Source organism: Candidatus Methanocrinis alkalitolerans (assembly GCF_029167205.1).
Lineage (GTDB): Archaea > Halobacteriota > Methanosarcinia > Methanotrichales > Methanotrichaceae > Methanocrinis > Methanocrinis alkalitolerans.
Genome location: NZ_JARFPL010000037.1, coordinates 1 through 22,371, shown reverse-complemented (window position 1 = coordinate 22,371; position 22,371 = coordinate 1). Strand labels below are relative to the sequence as shown.

General features: G+C 58.5%; 26 protein-coding genes and 1 pseudogene. 14 read left to right on the top strand and 13 right to left on the bottom strand.

The genetic code is table 11. From position 1 onward, the window contains the following. Positions 1 to 38: 38 nt before the first annotated feature. The gene (locus P0O24_RS10310) at positions 39 to 347 is read left to right on the top strand and encodes a PIN domain-containing protein (RefSeq protein ID WP_316969670.1); all 309 of its coding nucleotides are present in this window, start codon (positions 39 to 41) and stop codon (positions 345 to 347) included. 19 nt (positions 348 to 366) lie between these two features. Here P0O24_RS10310 and speB read toward each other — a convergent pair whose 3' ends face one another. From speB to P0O24_RS10295, 3 genes are read right to left on the bottom strand one after another with little or no spacing between them, the layout of a single operon-like run. After that, positions 367 to 1,257 carry an agmatinase gene (speB, locus tag P0O24_RS10305; protein ID WP_316969669.1) on the bottom strand — a complete coding sequence of 297 codons (891 nt, stop codon included), beginning with the start codon at positions 1,255 to 1,257 and terminating at the stop codon, positions 367 to 369. A 14-nt stretch (positions 1,258 to 1,271) separates the two neighbouring features. After that, entirely contained in the window at positions 1,272 to 1,655 is a 384-nt protein-coding gene (locus P0O24_RS10300; RefSeq protein WP_316969668.1) for a translation initiation factor IF-5A, read from the bottom strand. A 49-nt stretch (positions 1,656 to 1,704) separates the two neighbouring features. After that, positions 1,705 to 2,808 carry a pyridoxal phosphate-dependent aminotransferase gene (locus tag P0O24_RS10295; RefSeq protein WP_316969667.1) on the bottom strand — a complete coding sequence of 368 codons (1,104 nt, stop codon included), beginning with the start codon at positions 2,806 to 2,808 and terminating at the stop codon, positions 1,705 to 1,707. A gap of 245 nt (positions 2,809 to 3,053) precedes the next feature. On the opposite strand from P0O24_RS10295, the gene P0O24_RS10290 reads away from it, so the two are divergent. The 6 genes and pseudogenes from P0O24_RS10290 to P0O24_RS10265 all read left to right on the top strand — a co-directional run bounded on the left by P0O24_RS10290 (position 3,054) and on the right by P0O24_RS10265 (position 9,044). Continuing rightward, complete coding sequence (locus P0O24_RS10290) at positions 3,054 to 4,427, top strand: MBL fold metallo-hydrolase (protein ID WP_316969666.1); 1,374 nt, start codon at positions 3,054 to 3,056, stop codon at positions 4,425 to 4,427. 761 nt (positions 4,428 to 5,188) lie between these two features. Then, positions 5,189 to 6,176, top strand: a pseudogene (locus tag P0O24_RS10285) (RNA-guided endonuclease InsQ/TnpB family protein); the annotation flags it as partial. A gap of 119 nt (positions 6,177 to 6,295) precedes the next feature. Then, positions 6,296 to 6,943, top strand: a complete 648-nt coding sequence (locus tag P0O24_RS10280) for an ABC transporter permease (RefSeq protein WP_316969665.1) — start codon at positions 6,296 to 6,298, stop codon at positions 6,941 to 6,943. Between the two features lie 435 nt (positions 6,944 to 7,378). Then, positions 7,379 to 7,675: a hypothetical protein gene (locus tag P0O24_RS10275; RefSeq protein ID WP_316969664.1), complete on the top strand. Its 297-nt coding sequence runs from the start codon at positions 7,379 to 7,381 to the stop codon at positions 7,673 to 7,675. A gap of 25 nt (positions 7,676 to 7,700) precedes the next feature. Beyond that, complete coding sequence (locus P0O24_RS10270) at positions 7,701 to 8,108, top strand: ArsR/SmtB family transcription factor (protein WP_316969663.1); 408 nt, start codon at positions 7,701 to 7,703, stop codon at positions 8,106 to 8,108. A 33-nt stretch (positions 8,109 to 8,141) separates the two neighbouring features. After that, positions 8,142 to 9,044, top strand: a complete 903-nt coding sequence (locus tag P0O24_RS10265) for a permease (protein ID WP_316969662.1) — start codon at positions 8,142 to 8,144, stop codon at positions 9,042 to 9,044. Positions 9,045 to 9,087: 43 nt separating this feature from the next. Here P0O24_RS10265 and P0O24_RS10260 read toward each other — a convergent pair whose 3' ends face one another. The 8 genes from P0O24_RS10260 to P0O24_RS10225 are packed head-to-tail and all read right to left on the bottom strand — an operon-like array spanning position 9,088 to position 13,667. Next, positions 9,088 to 9,564, bottom strand: coding sequence for an arsenate reductase ArsC (locus P0O24_RS10260; RefSeq protein ID WP_394356769.1), 477 nt, complete (start codon positions 9,562 to 9,564; stop codon positions 9,088 to 9,090). 43 nt (positions 9,565 to 9,607) lie between these two features. Further along, positions 9,608 to 9,853: a ferredoxin gene (locus P0O24_RS10255; protein ID WP_316969660.1), complete on the bottom strand. Its 246-nt coding sequence runs from the start codon at positions 9,851 to 9,853 to the stop codon at positions 9,608 to 9,610. Positions 9,854 to 9,880: 27 nt separating this feature from the next. Next, a complete protein-coding gene (locus P0O24_RS10250) occupies positions 9,881 to 10,195 on the bottom strand; it encodes a DsrH/TusB family sulfur metabolism protein (protein WP_316969659.1) in 315 nt (104 codons plus the stop codon). A gap of 2 nt (positions 10,196 to 10,197) precedes the next feature. Further along, the gene (locus tag P0O24_RS10245; protein WP_316969658.1) at positions 10,198 to 10,548 is read right to left on the bottom strand and encodes a DsrE family protein; all 351 of its coding nucleotides are present in this window, start codon (positions 10,546 to 10,548) and stop codon (positions 10,198 to 10,200) included. Next, positions 10,545 to 10,907 carry a DsrE/DsrF/TusD sulfur relay family protein gene (locus P0O24_RS10240; protein WP_316969657.1) on the bottom strand — a complete coding sequence of 121 codons (363 nt, stop codon included), beginning with the start codon at positions 10,905 to 10,907 and terminating at the stop codon, positions 10,545 to 10,547. The genes P0O24_RS10245 and P0O24_RS10240 overlap by 4 nt, the downstream gene beginning before the upstream one ends. A gap of 13 nt (positions 10,908 to 10,920) precedes the next feature. Next, positions 10,921 to 11,715, bottom strand: a complete 795-nt coding sequence (locus P0O24_RS10235) for a (Fe-S)-binding protein (RefSeq protein WP_316969656.1) — start codon at positions 11,713 to 11,715, stop codon at positions 10,921 to 10,923. 50 nt (positions 11,716 to 11,765) lie between these two features. Continuing rightward, positions 11,766 to 13,163 (bottom strand): cytochrome c biogenesis CcdA family protein, encoded by a 1,398-nt coding sequence (locus P0O24_RS10230; protein WP_316969655.1) that lies wholly within the window; start codon positions 13,161 to 13,163, stop codon positions 11,766 to 11,768. 6 nt (positions 13,164 to 13,169) lie between these two features. Further along, positions 13,170 to 13,667 carry a thioredoxin family protein gene (locus tag P0O24_RS10225; RefSeq protein ID WP_316969654.1) on the bottom strand — a complete coding sequence of 166 codons (498 nt, stop codon included), beginning with the start codon at positions 13,665 to 13,667 and terminating at the stop codon, positions 13,170 to 13,172. A 443-nt stretch (positions 13,668 to 14,110) separates the two neighbouring features. On the opposite strand from P0O24_RS10225, the gene P0O24_RS10220 reads away from it, so the two are divergent. The 4 genes from P0O24_RS10220 to P0O24_RS10205 all read left to right on the top strand — a co-directional run bounded on the left by P0O24_RS10220 (position 14,111) and on the right by P0O24_RS10205 (position 16,789). Next, entirely contained in the window at positions 14,111 to 14,254 is a 144-nt protein-coding gene (locus P0O24_RS10220; RefSeq protein WP_316969653.1) for a hypothetical protein, read from the top strand. A 10-nt stretch (positions 14,255 to 14,264) separates the two neighbouring features. Beyond that, a complete protein-coding gene (locus P0O24_RS10215) occupies positions 14,265 to 14,660 on the top strand; it encodes an ArsR/SmtB family transcription factor (RefSeq protein ID WP_316969652.1) in 396 nt (131 codons plus the stop codon). A gap of 81 nt (positions 14,661 to 14,741) precedes the next feature. After that, a complete protein-coding gene (gene arsB, locus P0O24_RS10210) occupies positions 14,742 to 15,818 on the top strand; it encodes an ACR3 family arsenite efflux transporter (RefSeq protein WP_316969651.1) in 1,077 nt (358 codons plus the stop codon). Positions 15,819 to 15,841: 23 nt separating this feature from the next. Continuing rightward, positions 15,842 to 16,789 carry a sulfurtransferase gene (locus P0O24_RS10205; protein WP_316969650.1) on the top strand — a complete coding sequence of 316 codons (948 nt, stop codon included), beginning with the start codon at positions 15,842 to 15,844 and terminating at the stop codon, positions 16,787 to 16,789. Between the two features lie 83 nt (positions 16,790 to 16,872). Here P0O24_RS10205 and P0O24_RS10200 read toward each other — a convergent pair whose 3' ends face one another. Both P0O24_RS10200 and P0O24_RS10195 read right to left on the bottom strand, forming a co-directional pair. Further along, positions 16,873 to 17,283 carry a pyridoxamine 5'-phosphate oxidase family protein gene (locus P0O24_RS10200; RefSeq protein ID WP_316969649.1) on the bottom strand — a complete coding sequence of 137 codons (411 nt, stop codon included), beginning with the start codon at positions 17,281 to 17,283 and terminating at the stop codon, positions 16,873 to 16,875. A gap of 106 nt (positions 17,284 to 17,389) precedes the next feature. After that, positions 17,390 to 18,055 carry a metallophosphoesterase family protein gene (locus P0O24_RS10195; protein ID WP_316969648.1) on the bottom strand — a complete coding sequence of 222 codons (666 nt, stop codon included), beginning with the start codon at positions 18,053 to 18,055 and terminating at the stop codon, positions 17,390 to 17,392. Positions 18,056 to 18,155: 100 nt separating this feature from the next. Between P0O24_RS10195 and P0O24_RS10190 the strand changes: the two genes are divergently transcribed. The 3 genes from P0O24_RS10190 (at position 18,156) to P0O24_RS10180 (ending at position 21,852) form a co-directional block, all read left to right on the top strand. Then, positions 18,156 to 19,535: a cyclic 2,3-diphosphoglycerate synthase gene (locus tag P0O24_RS10190; RefSeq protein WP_316969647.1), complete on the top strand. Its 1,380-nt coding sequence runs from the start codon at positions 18,156 to 18,158 to the stop codon at positions 19,533 to 19,535. A 13-nt stretch (positions 19,536 to 19,548) separates the two neighbouring features. Continuing rightward, positions 19,549 to 20,460 (top strand): amino acid kinase family protein, encoded by a 912-nt coding sequence (locus tag P0O24_RS10185; RefSeq protein WP_316969646.1) that lies wholly within the window; start codon positions 19,549 to 19,551, stop codon positions 20,458 to 20,460. A 117-nt stretch (positions 20,461 to 20,577) separates the two neighbouring features. Further along, a complete protein-coding gene (locus P0O24_RS10180) occupies positions 20,578 to 21,852 on the top strand; it encodes a sodium-dependent transporter (protein ID WP_316969645.1) in 1,275 nt (424 codons plus the stop codon). Positions 21,853 to 22,371 lie beyond the last annotated feature (519 nt).

Here is a 22,371-nt window from a genome sequence, read left to right as displayed (position 1 = left end):
ATCCTCGTTAGAACATGCAACATCATTGAATCCAGGTTTTGGACCTCTTCGACCCATCTTGCTACACCCACAATGAGATAGAACGTAATAGTATAAATAACATCAACTCACTGCTGGTTCACTACCAAGCGGAGGAAATAGTGCCTTATTTGGACTTCGACATTAAGGCTGCAGAAAAGTCTGGTGAGATCATAGGCCGTCTCTTAAGCCAGGGAACGCCCGTGAACACCCTGGACGTTTTGATTGCGGGCACCGCAATAACAAGCGGTGCGGAGAGGCTAATATCCAGGGATCGATATTTCGAGAAGATCTCCCAGGTATCAGAGCTGGCGATTTTAATTTATTGATCTCCCCAGGCTCGAAAATTTACCGATTCGCCGCAGCTTTTGCGGCGATGAACTCCCGGATCAGCTTAGCACCCAGGGCCGCCGTCTGGCCGCCGTCGAAGGCGGGGGCGATCTCGCAGACGTCGAGGCCGACGGCCCTTGGCGCCACCTTCTCGACGATGTGCCGGACGTCCCAGGAGGTGAGGCCGAAGGGCTCGGGGTTTCCGACCCCCGGAGCGTAGGCAGGATCGATCCCGTCAAAGTCGATGGATAGGTAGATCTCGTCGCAGCCGACCTCTTTTAGGGCGTCTTTCAGTACCGCCTCGATCCCTCGCTCCCGGACCTCGTCGCTGGTGTAGTAGCTGATCCCCTGCTCCTCGGCGAGGATGTACTCCTTCAGGTCCCCGGACCGAATCCCAATGGAGGCGTAGCCGGATACGCCGTCGGTCTTGAGGACGTGGCGGCTGGCGCAGGCGTGGCTGTACTCCGTTCCGCCGTACTCCTCCCGGAGGTCGAGGTGGGCGTCGAGGACGATGACACCGATGCCGCTTTCGTCGGCGCCGCTCTCGCCGCGCCTCCGCCGCGCCACTTCGGCGACGATCGGCGGGGTGATGGAATGCTCGCCGCCGATGAATATCGGCGTCGCCCCCTCGGGGATGAAGACGAAGGAGTCTTTGATCGTCTCTCTCGCGTAGGCGGGGTCGGCCCCCAGGTCGAGGTCACCGAGATCGGCGAGGCGGATATCTCGAAAATCGATCCGGTGTCGGTGGACGTAGGTCTCGAAGTTGTAGGATGCGCGCCTGACGGCTCCGGGGCCGTCCCGGGTCCCTGACCGGAAGGAGGTGGTGGCGTCGAAGGGTGCCCCCACGACGACGAAATCCGCCTCCTCCGGGTCGGCGTTGGCGTCCGCAAAATTGGATAGGTTGAACATCCGATTCGGCGCTTCTAGCGCATGTCCATCTTCGTCCTGCCCATGACGAGCAGGTAGGAGACTTCCTTCCCCTCTTCCAGCTTAGATCGATCTTCCTCGGTGATGGGAACGTCTATGGTGCTGTAGTCGCTATTGTCCATCAGCTGGGCAGAGGTATCCCCGATCGTCAGAACCTGACCCGACTTCCTCTCGACGATGGGAACGTAAATTTTTGCCGTCACCGGCTGGACGATGGACCTCTTCTGGCCGTCGAAGATCCCGACGGCGTCGACCCTCGCCTTCGCAGCGCCGTGCTTTCCCGGCTTGGACTTGGCTATGCTCTTGATGATGCACGGCTCACCGTCGATGATCACATACCTGCCTTCCTTCAGCTCTCTAGTCTCCACCTGCTCTTTCATCTCGTCACCTTCAACACGTCACATTTCCGTCGAATAACGCGGCTCCTATTTAAAGAATTTCTCTCATCCGCCCCAGGGCTGTTTTTATATCGGCCATGGAGGCGGCATAAGATATCCTGATGTGATCTTTTGCCACTGAGCCGAAGGCAGATCCTGGGACCGTCACGACGCCGCCCCGGATCAGCCGGGCGGCGACGTCGTCCCCGTCCCCCACCTTCGGGAAGGCGTAGAACGCCCCCTGGGGCTTGGCGATATCCATCCCCATCGATCGGAGGCCAGAGACTAGGACGTCCCTCCTCCTCCGAAACTCCTCCTTCATATCCCGGACGCATTCCTGGGGGCCGCTGACCGCCGCCAGGGCCGCCCTCTGGGAGATGGAGGATGCGCAGGCCTGGACGTACTGGTGGACCTTGAGCATATTCTCGAGAGCCTCGCCCCTCGCTGCCAGGTAGCCGAGCCTCCAGCCGGTCATGGCATAGGTCTTGGAGACTGCGTTGATGGTGATGACGTCGTCGGAGTAGAGGGCGGGGCTGGCGTGCTCCCCCTCGTATACGAAGTGCTCGTAGACCTCGTCGGAGATGAGGGCGAAGTCGTGGTCCTCGGCCAGCTCCGCCAGGGCCTGCAGCTCCTCTTTCGTCTGGACGGAGCCTGTGGGGTTGTTGGGGGAGTTGACGATGAGCGCCCTCGTCCTCGGTGTTATCCTCTCTGCGACGGCATCGGCGGTGAGGTGGAACCTTTCGTCCATGGGAACGGAGACGGGCCTGCCTTGGGCCACCCTCGCCAGGGCAGCGTAGGAGACGAAGCCGGGGTCGCCCATCAGGACCTCGTCCCCCTCCTCGACGACGGCGGCGACGGCGAGGAAGAGCGCTTCGCTGGCGCCGCTCGTCACCATGATCTCCCCTGGGGCATAGTCGAGGCCGTTCTCCCGCCGAAGCTTCTCTGAGAGCGCCCCCCGGAGCTCGGCGGTCCCCAGGTTCATGGTGTACCCCGTGAACCCCTCCTCGATCGCCTCGATCGCCGCCCGCTTGATGTGGTCTGGGGTGTCGAAGTCGGGCTGGCCGAGGCCGAGGTTTATCGCCCCTGGCCCCGCCCCCTCAAAGCTCTTTCTAATCCCTGATATGTCGATCTCCTCGACGTGGCTTGCAAACTTCATCGGTCAGGACCTCCTATTCCGCAACTTTAGAAGGGGAGATAAAAATAGTTAAGCCCGAGAGAGGAGAGGTCCTTCTCTTGGGGGTGCGTGGTGAGATGAGGACCTCGGGGTCCGGGAAGGCGGGGGAAGAGACCTGGGGGCGGACTGCGCAGAGATCGCAGAGAAGATGGCAGGGGGATTTAACTGACCTGATAAAATCTCACATCCCGGAAGTTTAATCTGGAGATGACGCTTTTGACTTCCTCATGAAGCTTCAGTTCTACGGGGCGGCCGCCGGCGTTACGGGCTCCCACACAGTGCTCGACGCAGGTGATATCCGGGTCGGGGTGGATGCGGGGCTCTTTCAGGGAAGGGATTCGTACCAGAACCGGGGAGGGTTCGGGCATGATCCCCGCTCTCTCGAGGCGCTGCTTCTCACCCATGCCCACATCGACCATAGCGGGAGAATCCCCCTCCTCGTAAAGGAGGGGTTCTCCGGCGAGGTCTACTCGACCCCCGCCACCGAAGACCTTTGCGAGATCATGCTCAAGGACTCCGCTTATCTGATGAAAGAAGAAGCGGACCGGGAAAGCCGCCATCCGGATCAGCGCAACGGCGAGCCCCGCCCTCCCCTCTATACTGATGAGGACGTCTCCGATGCCCTGACGCGGTTCAGGTCCGTCGATTATTATAAATCTCAGGATATCGGAGGCGCCTCGGCAAGGTTCCTGGACGCGGGCCACATCATCGGCTCGGCGATGGTAGAGCTCTCCGTCGACGGCCAAAAGCTGCTCTTCACCGGGGATATGGGGCGGCGCGGCGCTCCGTTCCTCCGGGACCCCGACAGGGTGGAGGAGGCCGACTGGCTGGTGATCGAGTCGACCTACGGGAACCGAGATCACGGAGATATGTCGGAGCGGGGCAAGAGGCTGATGGAGGTCATCCTTGAGACGATCGACCGCGGCGGAAACGTCGTCATCCCGGCGTTTGCTGTCGGGCGTACCCAGGAGATTATTTACGAGCTGAATCACTACGCTGAGAGGGGGAGGCTCGAGGGGGTGAAGACCTTTGTAGACAGCCCCATGGCCATCTCGGCTACAGAGATCTACAGCCGCCACCCCGAGTACTTCGATGAGGAGACGCTCCGCCTCCTTTCGACCGGAGACAATCCCCTCGACTTCCCGGGGATAGAGTATGCGAGGTCGAGGGAGGAGTCGAAGGCGATAAACGATATGAAAGAAGCGCATATCATCATCTCCGCCAGCGGGATGTGCACCGGCGGCAGGATCATCCACCACCTCGTCCAGAACATCGGCCGGAAAGAATCCACCGTCCTCTTCATCGGCTATCAGGCGGAAGGTACCACCGGCCGGATGCTCCTCGACGGCGCCAAGACGATCAGGATGATGAACAGGGACTGGAACGTCCGGGCCCGGATCGAATATCTCGACGCCTTCTCGGCCCATGCGGGGCCGACGGGGATGCTAAATTGGCTCCGCTCGTTCAAAGAGTTTCCCCGGCAGGTCTTCGTCAACCACGGGGAGCCGGAGGCGAGCCGTTCCTTCGCCGAGGCGATCAGGGGCGAGTTCGACGCCGAGGTAGTCGTCCCGCAACCCGGGCAGAGGTACGATCTGAAATGAGGATGGGGGAGGGGGCGCGGGGCAGGGCCGCTGCCTCCCGAAGTCGAAGGGTGAGATCGGCGGGAGAGATATGGCCGCCGGAAGGGAGGGAGTTGGGGGGGGGAGCTCCGGGCCGAGGGGATGGACTCCGGGGAGATCGTGGCGAAGGTGGCGGTCGGGGGGAGAAGTCTTGACGAGGGCGACGTCGATGGGGATGGCCCCATGGCGGAACAGCGCCGGGACCTCCGAAAAAATACCGGTGTGTGGTCGGCGTCCCCCCGGTTGATCGCCTCCCTACTCCGGGAGCCGACGAAGAAGGAGTTGAGCCGAAAGTTCTCCCGAAACTGCTCCTCGGCGCAAGGGGCGATCCCCAGGGTCCAGACGTGGATCCATGGGTCATCGGTTAAGGAATTTAAGCTACACAATATTGCCATTTTTCACACGAATTATGCGTCATCTAGATTTGATCCGATTTAAAGACTGACTTGCTGTAGCCTTTTTGACCAAGCCAATCTCACCGTACTTGCTACCGAGATCGCTGCCTCATCGCGATTCTTCTCTTAACCGATGACCGATGGAGATGGTTTTGGATTTAGAACATACGGCTATTGCGGAAGTCATGTTACAGAATGACTTGAAACTCGGCCTGGTGAATAAGTCGGAAAAAGCAGCTAAAAAAGGATTCAGCCTCGATGGCGTCTTGATGAGTTTATACATGAAAATACTTAGCAAACTGCATTATATAACATATATTATACCAGGCGGGAAAAGTTGAAAAGTAGAGTAAGTATGAGACTCACAACTTGCTGCCAGAGTGGAAGAAAAACAAACCAGAACTAAAAGGAGGTATTCTCTCAGACCCTCCAGAACGTCCAAGAACGGGTAGATCTGGCCTTCAAAGCGTTCTTCCGGAGGGTCAAAGCAGGAGAGACCCCAGGGTATCCCAGGTTCAAGGGGAAAGGATGGTACGATTCGTTCACCTATCCACAGCTGGGATTCAAACTGTCTTTCGGGAAGCTGTGCCTCTCCAAGATCGGAGATATCAAGATCAAGCTCCATCGACCCATCGAAGGCAAGATCAAGAGGTTAACCGTTCGGAGATCTTCGACCGGAAAATGGTTTGCCTGCTTCTCAGTGGAGATCGACGATCCTCCGAAGCCTCCCTGGAAAGATGGGTTGATGGCGGGCATCGATGTGGGGCTGGAGAGTTTCGCTACGTTGTCCAACGGAGAGAAGATCGATAACCCCCGGTTCTTTCGATCTGAGGAGAAGGCGTTGGCCAAAGCTCAAAGACGACTATCCAAATATGAGAAGGAAACTCCTGAGAGGAGGAAAGCTCTCAAAGTCGTCTCGCGGACCCATGAGCGGATAGCCAACCGCAGATACGATTTTGCTCATCAGGTCAGTCACAACCTGGTCGAAAGGTTCGGGCTGATTGCTTTCGAGGATCTGAGTATCACGAACATGCTTAAGAACCACTGCCTGGCTAAGAGCATATCAGACGCTGCCTGGAGGATGCTAGTGATAACCACATCGTACAAGGCTGAGAGCGCCGGTTCGATGGTGGTTCCGGTCGATCCCAGAAACACAAGTCAGCTATGTTCCAGGTGCGGTCTTAAAGTGCCGAAGTCGCTATCGGATCGGGTCCATGGATGTCCTCAATGCGGGCCGGTCATGGACCGTGACGAGAATGCGGCGATAAACATTTTGAGACTGGGACTACAGTCTCTGCCAAAAGCTAGAAGCACCGCCCTTCAGGGCGGGGAGTAGTCACTCGAATATAGTAAGTCCTGTGGGTTGAAGATCGTCTCCATCAACACCCTGGGGCCGAGCCTCGAAGATGCGTTCCTGGCCATCGTAAATGATCAGGCGGAAGGAGACGGGCACCGATGACCTCGCACAGAAGGCCTTCGAGGGTCCGGCGGGAGCTCTACCGGGCTTGGGCGATAACAAAGAAGGACGCCCGGATCTATTACCTCCGACCGGGGACGATTATGTTCGGGCTGATGTTCCCTCTATTCCTCTTCATCTCCTTTGCTGTAGGGAGGGATCTCCCGCCCCAGGCGTTGATACCTGGACTTGTGGCCATCACCATCTTCTTCAGCGCCTCTTCGGTGGGGGCGGTGGCGGTGCCGACGGAGAGGAGGATGAAGACCCATGAGCGGATGATCACCGCTCCCATCTCGCCCCTCTCGATACTCCTGGGGGAGATCGCCGGAGGCGCGGTCTATGGTGCCGTCATGACGGCGATCCCCCTCATCATAGGGATGATATGGTACGGCTTCACCATCGATCATACGATAGGGTTTTTGGCGGCGGTGGTTCTGATATCCTTCGGATTCTCGGCGATGGGGATCATGTTCTCGGCGATGCCCACAGAGAACCCCGGAGACGTGATGATGATCCTCAACTTCGTCCGTCTCCCCCTCCTCTTTGTTAGCGGCATCTTCATCCCCATAGACGAGATGGGAAGATACGGGGTCATCACTCTGATATCCCCCTCACCTATGCAAATGATATGGTACAATATTCGGTGAGGGGAAGTTCGGCCTTTGGACCGGAGATAGACGCCCTTGGGATTGCGGCCTTCACCCTCTTCTTCCTATGGATCGGGGTCACGTTGCATGAAAGAAGCCGGAAGACGGCTTGACGACAGATCGCCCAAAGCGGATACGGTCTACGGGGTCAGGAGGCAGCCTGGCAAATAGTTGTATGCAGGATTTAGAGGTTCAGAGTGGCCGGAGTTCTGATGTTCAGCAGCTCTTTGACGATGGTTTATATCGATATATATTGATACTCTATTTTTTGATATAGATCTTTAACTTAAGGCATCACAGTTGAAATTTGCCTAAATAAGGATTATTGATTTTCTATATTCCCAATATATCAGATTATTCATCCAATAATCCCCTTTAAGCTGATACTTGAGACTTCACCATAATGCTTATATATCGACGACAACTGATGCGTTGATGATGAAGATGCTGAAAGATAAAATCTTCGGAAAAGGCGGAGGATGTGGCTGCTGCGGCTCCCAGATCGTCGGCTCCCGCCAGATAGACGTCGGTGGGAGGAAGGCGGGGATCGTCGGCCTTGACGAGACGTTTCAGGAATATCTCAAGAGAGGCGACAAGCCCGAAGATCTCACCGGCGACGAGCTACTAAGGGACCTCAAGAAGCTCAACTTCATAGCCGAGGGGGCCGAAGAGGTCTACAAGAAGGCATTTTTGAGAGAATACGAGAGGTTCTTCGAAGCCAGGAAGAGATGATCCGCCTTCGTAGGGACGGTTGAGGATGCCAGAGTGGGTTTGCGGCGGTTCAAAGATCAACGATGATGCGGTCTGCAGCCTCGGAAGGCTCATCGGCGATCAGCAGAAGGCCGAGAAGAGGATAAGGGAACTCTCCAGTCTGGTGGTGACCATTGAGGGAGAAGACCCTGATGGAACTGTCGAGGTCTTGAAGGCCGTCGCCGATCCCTGCAGGCTGCGGATCATAAAGCTCCTAAAAGAGGGGGAGCTGTGCGTCTGCGAGATCATGGCCGCCCTCGACAGGCGCCAGTCCTCCACCTCCCATCACCTCTCCGTCTTGAAGGAGGCGGGGCTCGTAAGAGAACGAAAGGACGGCAAATGGTCCTATTACCGCATAGCAGACGGCGCCGTCATGGAGATGCTCAAGCAGGCCGAAGTCCTGAAGAAAAAATAATTTCTTAAAACTATAAATTTGGAGGCGTATCTGATGTTCTGGAACAACTTAGCTGTGGCTGCCGATTTCTTCGTGGAGATCGCCGTAGAGCTCGTCCTTTTGTTCGTAGGCGTGACCTTTCTTGTGGGGCTGATCCAGGAGTACGTCCCCGACGAGACGGTCAAGAAGTTGCTGGGAGGACGAAACAGGGTCCTCGGCGCCGTCCTGGGGGCTGGTTTCGGCTCCCTCACCCCCTTCTGCTCCTGCTCGACGATACCCCTCCTCCTGGGGATGCTCAACGCCGGAGTGCCCTTCGCCGCCGCCATGGCCTTCCTCCTGTCGTCACCGCTCCTGAACCCGGTGATAATCTCCCTTTTCATACTGCTGATGGGGTGGAAGGTGACGGCCCTCTACTTCGTCGCGACCTTCACGGCGGCGGTCACCATCGGCCTCCTTCTGGACCGGCTCGGCTTCGCAGGCCAGGTGAAGCCTAAGGTCGCGATCCGAAGCTGCTGTGACGGAAACGCGGCGACGGACGTGAGGTCGAGGGCGAGAAGATCCGCCTCCTTCGCCTTCACCCTCTTTCGCCAGCTTCTGCCCTACCTTCTCCTGGGGGCGGGGATCGGGGCTTTCATCCACGGGTTTGTACCCCAGGAGCTGATTTCTAGAATAGCGGGGCCGGACAATCCCCTCGCCGTTCCTGCGGCCGCGGTAATCGGCGTGCCGATCTACATCAGGGCCGAGACGATCCTCCCCATAGGCCTCGCCCTCACACTGAAGGGGATGAGCGCAGGAGCCGTCCTGGCTCTGGTGATAGGCGGAGCCGGAGCCAGCATACCGGAGATGACCCTTCTATCTGCCATATTCGAGAAGAGGCTTCTTGCGGCATTTCTGCTCACCATCTTCGGCATAGCCGTGGCCGTGGGATTTCTGGCCAACTTCGTTACAGCGATATGAAAAAGTTGGGGGGGTCGAGAGGTCTCAACCCGCCCCGCCCTCTTTACCTGAAGGTCTCGACGATCCATGCTTTTATCTCGTCTCGAACCCTCCGAAAGGCTCGAAGTTCCTCCTCCTCCGACCCGGTAACCGCAGCCGGATCTTCGAAGCTTCGGTGGACGACCTTTCGGGCCTTCGGGAGCCTCGACGGAAGATCGACGTCGGTGCTGCAGATGGGGCAGGCCTGTTTTGCCCTGTCGCAGACGGTGACGGCGACGTCGAATACGATATCGTCCAGCTCTGAGGCTGCCTTGGACCGCTGGCCTGAGATGTCGATCCCAATCTCCTCCATGACGGAGACGGCATGGGGGTGGACGGCCGTCGCCTCGACGCCGGCGCTGCGAGCCTCGTACCTCTCGCCGTAGAGGTCCCGCAGGAGCCCCTCCGCCATCTGAGACCGGGCCGAGTTGTGAGTGCAGAGGAAGAGGACCTTCTTCTTCGTCCTCGTCCCGTCATCTTCTCTTGCCGCCCCCGCCTCCATCTTCTCCAAAGAACCTTCATGCAGACTCATTATTCCCACCACATCAGTCGAAGCTCGGCTGGACCGGGCTCACCCGGATCACATCGGCGGGGCAGGCCTCCTCCGCTCCCCGGAGGCACCCTTCAAGTTGATCAGGGGCCGACCCCTCGTCCGGCTTTCCCGCGATCCTGTAATTCTCTTTTATGGAGCTCAGGCCGTCATCGGGATCTTCGATGAAGAACTCGGGGCAGCTTCCCCAACACTGGCTGCAACTGATGCATCCACCTCTGTCTACGGTCACTATGATCATAAAACCACCATCTTCATAGAAGGGATCTCAGAAATTGAAGAACCGACCATCCCCTTCCATCAAGTCCTCGACGAGGATCTCGTAGAACTCCTCCGTAACCTCTGCCCTTATTCTCGCAACGACGCCCCGGGCCGCCACGTCCTCTTTGCAGGCGCAGACATCACAGGACGGCGGAAGGTCTGAGCCGCGGTCCAGCAGATGGTAGACCCCGTCTCCGGCCAGATATAGCCTGGCTCTCTCTCTGCGGGCGAGAAGTTTCATGCAGAGCTCTGATCTATCACTTCCCGGCGGCTCTGTCAGGAGAAATACGTCCGTCGGCTTTATGTCCATATCTTCTTTCACCTTCAGAGCAGGATCAGGCAGTCCGACTCTTCCACCGCCTCGAGGAAATCCTCCTCATCGGCGAGCTCTGCCGTTTCGATCAAACACTCAAGAAAGAGCCCCCTTTCCAGAAGGGAGGGCTCGTGAGCGATGACCCTCATCTCACCGTAGGCGTAGAGGATGTCGGCTAAGTTTGGAACGGCGAGGGGTCGCGAGTCCTGGCCTTTCAGGGCGAGGTAGACCCCGTCGCCGTAAAGCCCCACCGTCACATCCATCCTCCCGATGCTCACCGCCGCGGCGTTCAGAAGGCCGAAGGCCTTCTCGCTGCCGTAAGGGGCGGAGTCGAGGAGGTAGAACGCTGATCCTACCGTCATAGAGAGATCACCCTATCGCTTCCGGCCATCATCTCCGGGAGGTCGTAGAGGCTGGTGATCTTCATCCCGTCGTGGTAATCCGGTGTGGAGCCGTCTTCGTCAGCCGCATACCCCCGGGCGGCGGCGCACCGGGAGCAAGCTCTTATGACCGCCCCCTCGCTGGCGAGATCGGCAAATAGCCCGCCCTCGTCGGCGAAGAAGGCGGGCTTCTGCCCCTTCCGGGGGATGTGGACCGCGTCGAGGTAGAGGAAGATGTTTACCTGATACTTTTTCAGGGCGGCTCTGGCGATCTTGTAGGCTATCTGGGCGTCTTCGGATATGTAGGGGCCGTCGGTGAGGATGATCGTCAGGGTCTTCAAGGGAGCCTCCGGCTCAGATGTACTCGGCCATTACCTGGAGGTGCTCGAGGTTCTGCCTGTACTTCGGATCCTTGAGGGGGGTGCACAGGTCGAGGGAGACCTCCCCGTTCATCAGCCGGATGGCGAAGGAGTAGCAGCTCTGCTCGCCGCACTCCCCGCAGTTCGTCTGGGGGAGGTATTTGTAGATCTCCATCGGCTCGACCCTCACCTTCTCTCGAGGGGCGGGGGCGACGCCCCTGGCTATAGCTTCGTTGATCGTCTCCTTCAGCTTCTGCAGGTTCTCCCTCGCCTCGGACTCGTCCTTTATCATCGTCATGGTGACGTTTCCGGCCCCGTAGAGGGTGGTGAGGACGTCGCCGCGCTGGATGATCAGGGCGCCGATCCTCTCAGAGTACCTCCCCCTCGGGAATAAGGGCTCCAGGGCCTTGAGAGCGCCCCCCAGAGGCGGGGCCAAGTTGGCGATGATCCGCAGCTTCGTAGTATCGGCTATGCAGGGGAGAAGCTGCCTCACCTCGGCGATCTCCACAGGCTTCGCCCCGGATAGGTCGGCCTTTTCTGCCGGCGTCTCCTTCTTTCCCTCCATGAAGTTCTTCCCGAACTCGGTTAAGCGGACCTTCCCTTCCGCCACCTCGATGAGACCCGCCTGCTCCAGGATCTTCAGGTGGTAGTCGAGCATCGACTTTCCCACAGCTTCCCCTATCTCAGCGACGGTCTTTTCGCCCCCGGTGAGGAAAGCCATCATCTTCCTTCGAGGGACGTTGGCCATGGCGTTGCTGACCATCTTGATCTCTTCTGGATTTCCCGGCATCTTCTACACCTTCCATATATTTTGGATCTTCCACTATATATTTTTGGCCGCTACCAGAGCTTGTAGCCGAAGTATCGGGCCGCATAGACGAGCCCGGTGACTATTATCATCACCCCGAAGATCTTGACGACCGCCTTTCCGAGGGATAGGTAATCTTCCCCGAGCTTTCCGCCGAAGGACCTGCTGAAGGTGGCGATGGGGATTATCGGGACGCCGTGGCCCACTCCGAAGACGAAGAGCATCAGACCTCCCGTCAGGACGGATATATCCTGAGAGATCAGCCATATCAGGGCGGGAAATACCAGGGAGATGGCGCAGGGAGCCCAGCCGAGGGCGAAGAAGACCCCCAGGGTGAAGGCGCCGATGAAGACGGAGTGCTTGAAGAGGCCGATGGACAAATTGACGGCCCTCTCCATCAGACCCTTCTTATCCCTGATCTCCTCATCCCGCCGGGAGGGGAGGCGGGATTTGACCGGCTCCAGGATCTCTCCTATCGGCCTGAAGACGTTGATCCCCAAAATGACCAGCAGGACCCCGGCCGCGAGGTCGAAGAACCTCGAGTCCCGGACGAAGACCCCCAGGTTCGATATGAAGAGGCCGACGATGAAGAAGACCAGGGCCATCCCGAAGGTGAAGGCGACCCCGATCAACAGCCCCTCCCTCGCGGAGGAGCCGTAATCGGAGTCGTCCTCCAGGACCCTCTTTCTCCGGGAGGTCATGATGTAGGAGAACATGGCTATGAGGAGGGCGAGGGAGCAGGGGGAGAAGGAGGTGACTATCCCCAGGCCGAACATCCCCAGTAAGGTGATCTTCTGGACTGAGACGCTCCCCTCCATCCCGTCCCACTCTCCCCGTTCCAGAGACTCGATCTTCGCCGAGAGGGCCTCGGCGCTCTGGATCCCGTCGATCTCGCCCTTCCCCAGCTGGTAGACGTGGTAGACCCCCGCCACCATCCCCTCCCTGTCTATGAGGAGGATGGTGGGGTTGGAGAACCCCCCGTCGCGGTTGGTGAAGTCGGCGTACCTTCCTGCTGTCCTGAAGGGCTCGAACTCCTCGGCCCAGATCCAGCCGACCTCGGCGTCCCACCAGCTCTCCGAGAGGGTCTTTCCGTCTTTAGAGAAGGGGTTCTTCCGCAGGTTCAGGGTTATGAGGTTTGTGTCGGGGTCATTCTCCATCAGCTTTTGAAGCTCCCCCATCTGGGCCGCCAGGGCTTTCTCGCACTCGATGCAGAGGGGGGCTTCGATGTTCGTGATGTGAAGGACCACCACCTCTCCATCGAAGTCCTTGAGGGAGACGTTTGGACCGTTTACCGCCTGGGCCTCGAACTGCGGCGCCTCTATAGGCTCCTGGTCAGCCCCGAGGGTTGGGTTCAGGGAGAAGAAGGCGGCGAGGATGATGATGAAAGTTAATAGACCTACTACCAAAAAATTTTTGTGATCAGACCTCATCTCCGATCACGCGTCCCAGCCGCCGACGTTCTCATCGTGAAGCTCGATGGCGTCCTCCACCAGGGACCTGAGCCGGTCCACGCCCGTGGCGTCCTCGGCGCTCTGCCATCCGACGACGACGTTGCCGTCAGAATCCTCAACGAGGGTGAGGACGATGGTCAGGGGTATGTACTGTTTTCCTCCGTCGGGGTCGTAGACGTCGAAGAGCCCTTCGGCCCTGAAGTCGCCGACGTTCACTATCAGGTTCTCGTACCTGATATCAGAACCGTACTCCTCCATGATGGCGTCGGCGGCATCCTCCTGATCGATACAGGCCTTGCAGTTTGTGCTGTGGTCCAGGATCAGAAGAGGTCTATCTTTCAGAATCTCCAAAACCCACAGGGGGTGATCGACCTCGGAGCCTGTGTTCGGATGCTGGTCGGGATACACCGTCCACCAGTCGTCAGGCCCGGTCCCGACGGATCTTTCTGCTGCCGATGCGACCGCCACAAGGCCGGCGGTCATGATGATGCCCAAGATCAGGGCGCAAGACTTACCTTTAAACGGATGCGAAATATCTACCAACTCCCACTCTCGATCTCTGCCCTACTTCTTCTCACACCTGGGACCTGGCCGCCCCTCCTCTGAGGCGCCCTTCAGAGAGGACGTATCAACATGGATTGATATATCCAGGCTATTTCATCGGAGCGACCTTCTCCAGTCCTAAATCCGGGTAGAGGATATTTGTATTTATAGTTGTTGGACTGCAGAGTCCACAGTCCCCATATATTCCGGTTTTTACCCGGATCGTCCACCATAATGGGTTGATATCATCTCAATATTCCCTCGATACGACATCTCTACTCCGGCTTTGAGGGATATATCTATTGAATGTCGACATCCTTATATATCGAAATGATTTGATACGATTCAGGTGGGCAGTTGGAAGAATCGAGGGGAAATCCGCGATGAGATGCGATATCTGCGGCCAAGAGAGCCGATCCCTCTTCAAGGCGAGACACCGGGATCGTGGACAGGTCAAGATCTGTGAAGGATGCCTGAGAGATGAGAAGGAGATGCTCCTCCCGTTCAAGGGGTGCTCATGCTGTTGAGCCGACTATTATGACCGTGTCCATCGAACCCCTGGACCCGTCCGCGGAGAGGCTGGCAAGGCTCACGGGAGATCGGTGCAAGGCCAGGGACGCCGCCGGCAGGCTCAAGGCCCTCACCGATAAGATCGACGAGGAAGAGCTAGCCGCCGAGGCCGAGGTATTCAGGGCCATCTCCGACCCCTTCAGGCTATCGATCCTCAAGCTCCTAAGGGACGGGGAGCTCTGTGTCTGCGAGATCATGACCGCCCTCGACCGGCCCCAGTCCTCCACATCTCACCACCTCTCCATCCTTAAAAGGGCGGGGCTGGTCAAAGAGCGCAAGGAGGGTAAGTGGTCCCGTTACCGCCTCGCCGACGGGGCGGTGATAGATCTGATGAAGCTCGCCGAGATATTGAGGGGAGGATGACGGTTTTCTTGATTATATCCCCCTGATTGACGATTCAATTGGGAAGTTATGATGCAGTTTATAGGGAGGGATCTAAAGTAAATGAGTGAGGATGGACGGGGGAGGCTTCCTCTGCTGAGCAGATTTCTGACGATCTGGATCTTCGCAGCGATGATCCTCGGCATAGGGATGGGCTACTTCTTCCCCGGGGTCTCGGATATCATAACCGGCTTTCAGGTGGGGTCTACGTCGATCCCCATCGCTGCGGGGCTCATCTTGATGATGTACCCGCCCCTTGCCAAGGTGAAGTACGAGGAGCTTGGGGAGGTCTTCAAGGATACTAAGGTGCTGGGCCTATCTTTGTTCCTCAACTGGGGCGTAGGACCGGTACTGATGTTCGGCCTTGCCGTCATCTTCCTCCGGGACTATCCCGAGTTCATGGTGGGGCTGATCCTCATCGGCATCGCACGGTGCATCGCCATGGTGATCGTCTGGAATGAGCTTGCCTGCGGCTGCACCGAGTACTGTGCAGGCCTGGTGGGGTTGAACTCCATATTCCAGGTTTTCTTGTACTCGGTCTACGCCTACGTCTTCATCACCGTCCTCCTCCCGATCCTGGGGATAGCCGAGGGGTTCGTGGTGGCGATAACGATGGGAGAGATCGCCGAGAGCGTCTTCATATATCTGGGGATACCCTTCATCGCGGGGTTCGTCACCAGGTTCTCCCTCATCAGTAGATGGGGGAAGACCTGTTACGAGGAGAGGTTCATCCCCAGGATATCCCCCCTCACCCTCATCGCCCTCCTCTTCACCATCGTAGTCATGTTCTCTCTCAAGGGCGAGTACATTGTGGAGCTGCCCCTCGACGTCGTCAGGGTGGCGATACCCTTGATCGCCTACTTCCTCTTGATGTTCTTCGTCGCCTTCTACATCTCATACAAGATGAAGGTGAGCTACGAGAACACCACGGCCCTCTCTTTCACCGCGGCGTCCAACAACTTCGAGCTGGCCATCGCCGTGGCGATCGCCGTCTTCGGGATCGAGTCCGGTGTAGCCTTCGCCACAGTCATCGGTCCCCTGGTGGAGGTCCCCGTACTGATAAGCCTCGTCAACGTCTCCCTTTACTTAAATAAGAAATATTTTCAAGGAGTGTATGGTGAATGCAAAACAAGCGATTGAGCTATGGTGCGGTTCTGATTTCGATGATCGCACTATTTGGCAGCGCTGAAGGTGGATGCAGCTGCCGCGGTGGCGGCGACGACGCCTGGGGCGGCCAGGCCTGGCTCGAAGACGTCCTCGGCGGATCAATGGGGCTGGCGGCTGGAGCAGCCGAGGCGGATGCCAGCGCCGCTTCCGGAGAGGATAACGTTGCTGAAGATGAGATGAGGATCGCATCATATGAAGCTTCATCAGATATTGATGAAGATCCAAGATCGTGGTCCATCTCCTCAGAGGAGCTTCGCACCAGGCTCAGCCGCGAGCCCAAGCCCATCGTCGCCTACGTCAGCAACCTCCCCCCCCAAGGCTCCTACATAGCCGGATCGATCAAGCTGCCGTCAAAGAGCCTCATCAACGGCGACGGATCTCTCAGGTCCCCGGAGGATATGGCGACGGTCCTCGGGAGAGCCGGGATGACCGAGGAGGATGAGCTGGTGATATACGGCGACTGCTTCTCCTGCGGCGATATGACCTTCGTCTTCTGGATCATGAAGCATCTCGGCCACCGGGATGTGGCGGTACTCCGGGGTTTGGAGCAGGAGTGGTCCGCAGCCGGCCTCTCTTTATCCGGGGCGACTTCGACGATGGCAGAGGCGGTCTACACCCCCGATCCGCGGCCGGATCTTCTGGCAGATTACGAATCCGTCGCCGCCGGGGTGTATCAGGTCGTCGACGCCAGGACGCCGGATCAGTTCAAAGCGGGCTTTATCCCCGGCGCGGTGAACATCGATTACCATCGGGTGGTTGAAGGGTCCTGGCTGAAGGGAGACTCCGCCCTAGCCGGCATCTTCGCCGACCTCGACGAGGATAAGCCGGTGGCGGTCTACACCAAGAACGGCGGCGCCGCCTCCATCGTCTGGTACGCCCTAAAGCTTCAGGGGCACGATGCCAGGCTCTACACCTGGAACGACTGGCGGAGTCATCAGGGTTGAAAAATGAGGCCGATTCCCCGCCTCGGCGCCTGAATATGAGGCGGTGGCGGGGAGGTCTCAGCTCTGGTCCGGATCGATCGTCCCTACCGCCCCTCCCAGATTTCCATACCCATCATCGAATAGTATTCGATCCTCCTGGGAACGAACTTTATGACCACGTACTCAGGGTTCTTCGGGGTTTGGAAGTAGGGCTCTAGCTTCGGGTTCCAGAAGGCCTCTTTGGTCTTTTGATCCTCAAGGACCTGGGCACCGCTCGATATGACGACGTAAGGGTCCGAGGGGCTGACGCCGGACCAGACCGATATGGATGCCGCGGGCTTCTCTCTCATCTGCCGGACCTTCCGGGAGCTTTTCATCGTCGCCCCCGTCAGGGTCAGGTCGTCGTCCCCTACAAGAGCCATGAACCTGACGGCGGGCTCGCCATCGGAGACGGTGGCCACGGCGCCGACGTGCTCTCCCCCGATGACCTCCAGGATCTTCTCTTTCAGTTCCATTATCATCTCCTCCTTTTATCCTCGACGAACTGTCGAGGTTATCTGCTAATAATTTGGACAGTTTTATATGATAAATTTTTTGTATGGATGATGGGGTCTGAATATCTCAGGGCTCGATCCATTCGACGGTGATCTCGCCTTCGAGATCGATGACGGCGGCGTAACCTCGCCGAAGTTCCCCGACGTTGACGACCCTGGTGGAGCCGATCTTCCCCTCCCCCCGGTCCTCGTGGATGTGGCCGCAGAGGAGGAGGTCGGGGACCGCCTCCTCTACGAAACGGCGCAGGCCCGCGGAGCCTCCCCTCTCGCCGCTATATATCAGATCCCTGGAGTCCCGGGGAGGCTGGTGGGTGAGGACGACCCGCCGGCGAAAGCCGGATATCCTTCCCCAGAGACGGGTCAGGGATCGGTATACGTTTTCATCGGCGAAGTAAAAGCGGTTCGGGTCCGATAGGCGCCTTGCGTCTCTTGCCACCATCCCTCCGAACCCAACGAAGCCGGCGTCCCCCAGAACCCGAAAATCGCGGTGGACCATCAGGAGGCCGGCGTCCTTCCAGACCTTCGGCGCCGTCTCCTTGGGGTCCATATTTCCCGGAACGATCAGGACGGGGGGGCCAAGGGCTGCGAGGGCCTCGGCGACGGGGCGCATCCTGTCGGGGGGTTCGAGGTTGTGGAGGTCTCCGCAGAAGACGATGAGGTCGACGTCGGCCCCCTTCAGAGGTCGGAGCCTATTGGCGGAGCTGTGGAGATCTGCCATGGCGAGGATTCTCAAGGGACCACCTGACGGTCCTCTTTTTATTAGACCTGTTACAAAAGCGTTTGGCTCTTTTCGGGGTCAGGTTGATCACCCTGGAGGGAGAAAGAAGATTCCGATGGCCGATAGAGAGCGAGTTCTGATCATGGGGGCCGCCGGCCGCGACTTCCATAATTTCAATGTGTGCTTCAGGGACGACGAGAGGCGCGAGGTGGTGGGTTTCACCGCAGCCCAGATACCGAAGATAGCCTGCAGAACCTACCCTCCCGAGCTCTCCGGATCCCTCTACCCCGCAGGCCTTCCCATCTGGCCGGAGGAGAGGCTGGAGGAGGTCATAAAAGAGGAGACCGTCGACCGGTGCATCCTCGCCTACAGCGACCTCTCATCTCAGGAGGTGATGGATCTGGCTAGCCGGGTCCTGGCCGCGGGAGCGGACTTCGCCCTCTTGAGCGCAGATCACACCATGCTCGAGAGCCGACTTCCTGTCATAGCCGTCTGCGCCGTCAGGACGGGGGCGGGAAAGAGCCCCGTCGCCAGGAGCGTCTCCCGGCTGGTGAGCAGCTCAGGCCTCCGCCCCGTCGTCGTCCGCCACCCCATGCCCTACGGCGACCTCCTCCGGGAGAGGGCCCAGAGGTTCGCCTCCCTGGAGGACCTCAATGGGGCGGGGGTGACGATGGAAGGGCGGGAGGAGTACGAGGCTCACCTGAGGGAGGGGACTGTGGTGCTGGCGGGGGTCGACTATGGAGAGGTCCTCTCGATGGCGGAGGGGGAGGGAGATCTGATCATCTGGGACGGCGGGAACAACGACCTGCCCTTCCTCCGCCCTGACCTCTGGATAACCGTCGCCGACGGCCTGAGGCCCGGCCACGAGCTCACATATTACCCCGGACAGGTGAACCTCAGAAGAGCCCAGATCGTCGTCATCAACAAGGCTGCGACGGCGGGATCAAGGGACGTGGCGTCCATAAAGGAGAACGTCCGGAGGACTAACCCAGAAGCGAAGACGGTCCTCACCTCTTCTTTGGTCCGGGTCGATCGTCCCGAGATCGTGGCCGGAAAGAGGGTTCTGGTGGTGGAGGACGGACCCAGCCTCACTCATGGTGGGATGAGCCACGGCGCGGGGCTGGAGGCTGCATGGAGGTACGGGGCGGCGGAGGTCGTCGACCCCCGGCCCCACGCCGCCGGGTCTTTGGTGGAGGTCTTCGCTAAGTATCCCCACATAGGACCGGTCCTCCCGGCGATGGGGTACTACCCGGATCAGATGGCGGATCTGGAGGAGACGGTATCCCGGGTCCCTGCTGATCTCGTCCTCGTCTCCACCCCTGTCGACCTGGCCGCCCAGATCAATATAAATAAGCCTCTCCTCCGGGTCACCTACGAGATGGCTGAGATGGAGGAGCTGGGGCTTCGGGGTCTGGTGGAGGAGTTTTTGGCCACTCTTACCGATCTTCGGGGACCGTCTACGGCGCGGGTCGACAGGCCGGGGCGGAGGGGGTGAGCTGACGGTTCAGGTGGTGGCCTTCGGCGGGAACGCCCTCCTCCCCGATCCCCTCGACCCGTCATCCCAAGGGAGCCGGGCCCGGGCTCTTGCCGGGGCGTTGAAGCTTTTGAACCCCGCCGGGGAAGGGATGGTCCTGGTCCACGGGAACGGCCCCCAGGTGGGGATGATCCTTTTGCGGATCGAGGCGACGAGGGACCAGATCCCCCCCGAGCCCCTCGACTTCATGGTCGCCGAGACCCAGGGGTCCATCGGATACCTCCTCGCCAGAACGATCCGCTCTTCACCGGGTCGCGGCTCTCAGGAGGTAGCAGCGGTGATGACCCAGGTGCTGGTGGACTCGACCGATCCGGCCTTCTCCCATCCTACAAAGCCGGTGGGCCCTTATTACTGCGAGGAGGAGGCGATCCGGTTGAGGTGGGTCCATGGCTGGGATATGACCTCGGGACCCCGGGGCTGGAGGCGGACCGTCCCCTCCCCCCGGCCCCTGGAGGTCGTGGAGATCAGGACGATCCGGGAGGCCGTCGCCTCCGGGACGGTCGTCATCGCCGGGGGCGGCGGCGGCGTGCCGGTGATCCGCAGGAGGGGCGGCGAGCTCCTCGGGGTGGAGGCGGTGGTGGATAAAGACCTTACCGCCTCCCTCATGGCCGTCGCCCTGGAGGCGAGGAGGCTTGTGATCCTCACGGAGGTGGATGCGGTCTACCGCGGTTATCGCGGAAGAAGTCCCGAGGCCGTCCATCTCCTCAGACGTGGAGAGGCTTGCGAGCTCCTCGAATCCGGAGACCTCCCGGCCGGGAGCATGGGTCCAAAGGTCGAAGGCGCCCTCTCCTTTGCGAAATCCGCAGGCAAAGAGGCCCTCATCACCGACGTCGACCATCTGGAGGAGGCCCTATCCCGCCGGGCAGGAACCTGGGTCCTGCCCTGAGATCCGGGGAGGGCGGGGAAGGGGGCCAGTTTAAGAATTTTTTATATGGGCAAAGTTAATAACGTGCGCCCCTCAATAACCTGAACCTGATATTTCGTCGATCTTTGGGGGGATCTTGTGGAGAGATGGTCATCGAGGACGGCCTTCATACTGGCTTCCGTCGGCTCGGCTGTGGGGATAGGCAACATCTGGCGGTTCTCTTCGTTGGTGGGGCAGAACGGCGGCGGTGCCTATCTGATACCGTATCTCATAGCCGTCTTCGTATTCGCCCTCCCCCTGATGATCCTGGAGCTGGCCGTCGGGAGGCGTCTGAGAGGGGACGTGGTCACCGCCTTCGGAAGGGCGAGACCAAAGTTCAGGCCCCTGGGATGGGTCGTCTGTGCAGTCGTCTTCTCGATCCTCTCTTATTATCTGGTGGTGACCGGATGGACCCTGGCTTACGTGGAGTTCTCGGCGGCGGGCAGGTCGGTCGAATTCTCGGATTTTACCACCTCTTACGATCCAATTTTATATTTCATAATCTCCGCCGTCATGATGGGGGCGATCGTATCTCTGGGTATCAAAAATGGGATTGAGAGGTTCACCAAGCTCTTGGTCCCCTTATCGTTCCTACTCCTCCTGGGGCTTTTTGCCTTCTCATCGACCCTGCCGGGATTCGGGGACGGGATCAGGTTCCTCTTCACCCCCGACTTCTCCGTCCTCGCCGACCCCCTTCTGTGGGGGGCGGCATTCGGGCAGGCCTTCTTCTCCCTATCCGTCGGTTACGGCATCCTGCTGACTTATGGGGATTACCTCGACGAGGATGTGAAGCTCTTCTCTTCATCCCTCATCATAACCATCGCCGATCTGACGGTGGCGATCCTGGCGGGGATGGTGATATTCCCGGTGGTATTCACCTACGGCCTTGAGCCTTCCGCAGGCGCAGAGCTCGCCTTCACGACCCTACCCCGGGCCTTCGAGGTGATGCCTTACGGTCAAGTCTTTGCAGTCGCCTTCTTCGCCCTCCTATTTTTCGCCGCCATGACATCAGCGGTATCGATGCTGGAGGTGAGCGCTGCTTCAGCCTCCCGAGCCTTCAACGTATCGAGGAGGGGCGTGAGCCTGGTTCTGACGGCGGCTGTAATTGGCCTTGGACTCCCATCGGCTTTGAGCTACAGCGCAGCCGACCTGCGGTTCCAGGGGATCAGGATACTGGATATAATGGACGAGACCGTCGGAGGTTTTGGTCTGGTCCTAACCGCTACCCTCATCGCCGTGACCTTCACCTGGTTGTTGGACGATGAGCTTTTACGTAGAGAGATCGGTCGGGGGAGCAGACTCATCCTCCCGATGGTCAAGTACGCGGTCCCCGCGGTCCTGGCCCTGACCCTTGCCACAGGAGCTTTCTTCTGAATCGAAGAGGCCCGTTACTCCAGGATTGGTCGTCCACGCACGTCCCATCATTTGGAGGGGAGATCGGTTATCTCTCGCCGGAGGTCCCCTCAAGCGAGGCCCTATCCAACAATCGCCAAGATCGATTTCGATGATTGTTGGTAACTATTCAGCCACCATGGCCATATAACCGGCATTTCGCATTAACCCGGCATTTCGCATTAACGGTTTGAACGCTCATTAATTTTCCTGCTATCGATTTTTTGAGAATAGATATCAATCGACTCTGTATAGAGATCAAATAAGGCCAGCTTCATAAAGAATAAGGATATAATTAATCAAATAAGGCCAGCTTCATAAAGAATAAGAATATAATTATTAAATTTTTATAATATACTGAATTGTTAATATCATGTTGACAAATTCTAGTAAAATTATTTTAAACAAAATTTGAGTTAAACGTTTGAATTTATGCACATTTTGGCAAGCAATAAATTCTTAATTTTGCATAGACTTACTGCGGAATGCCGGATTAACGGT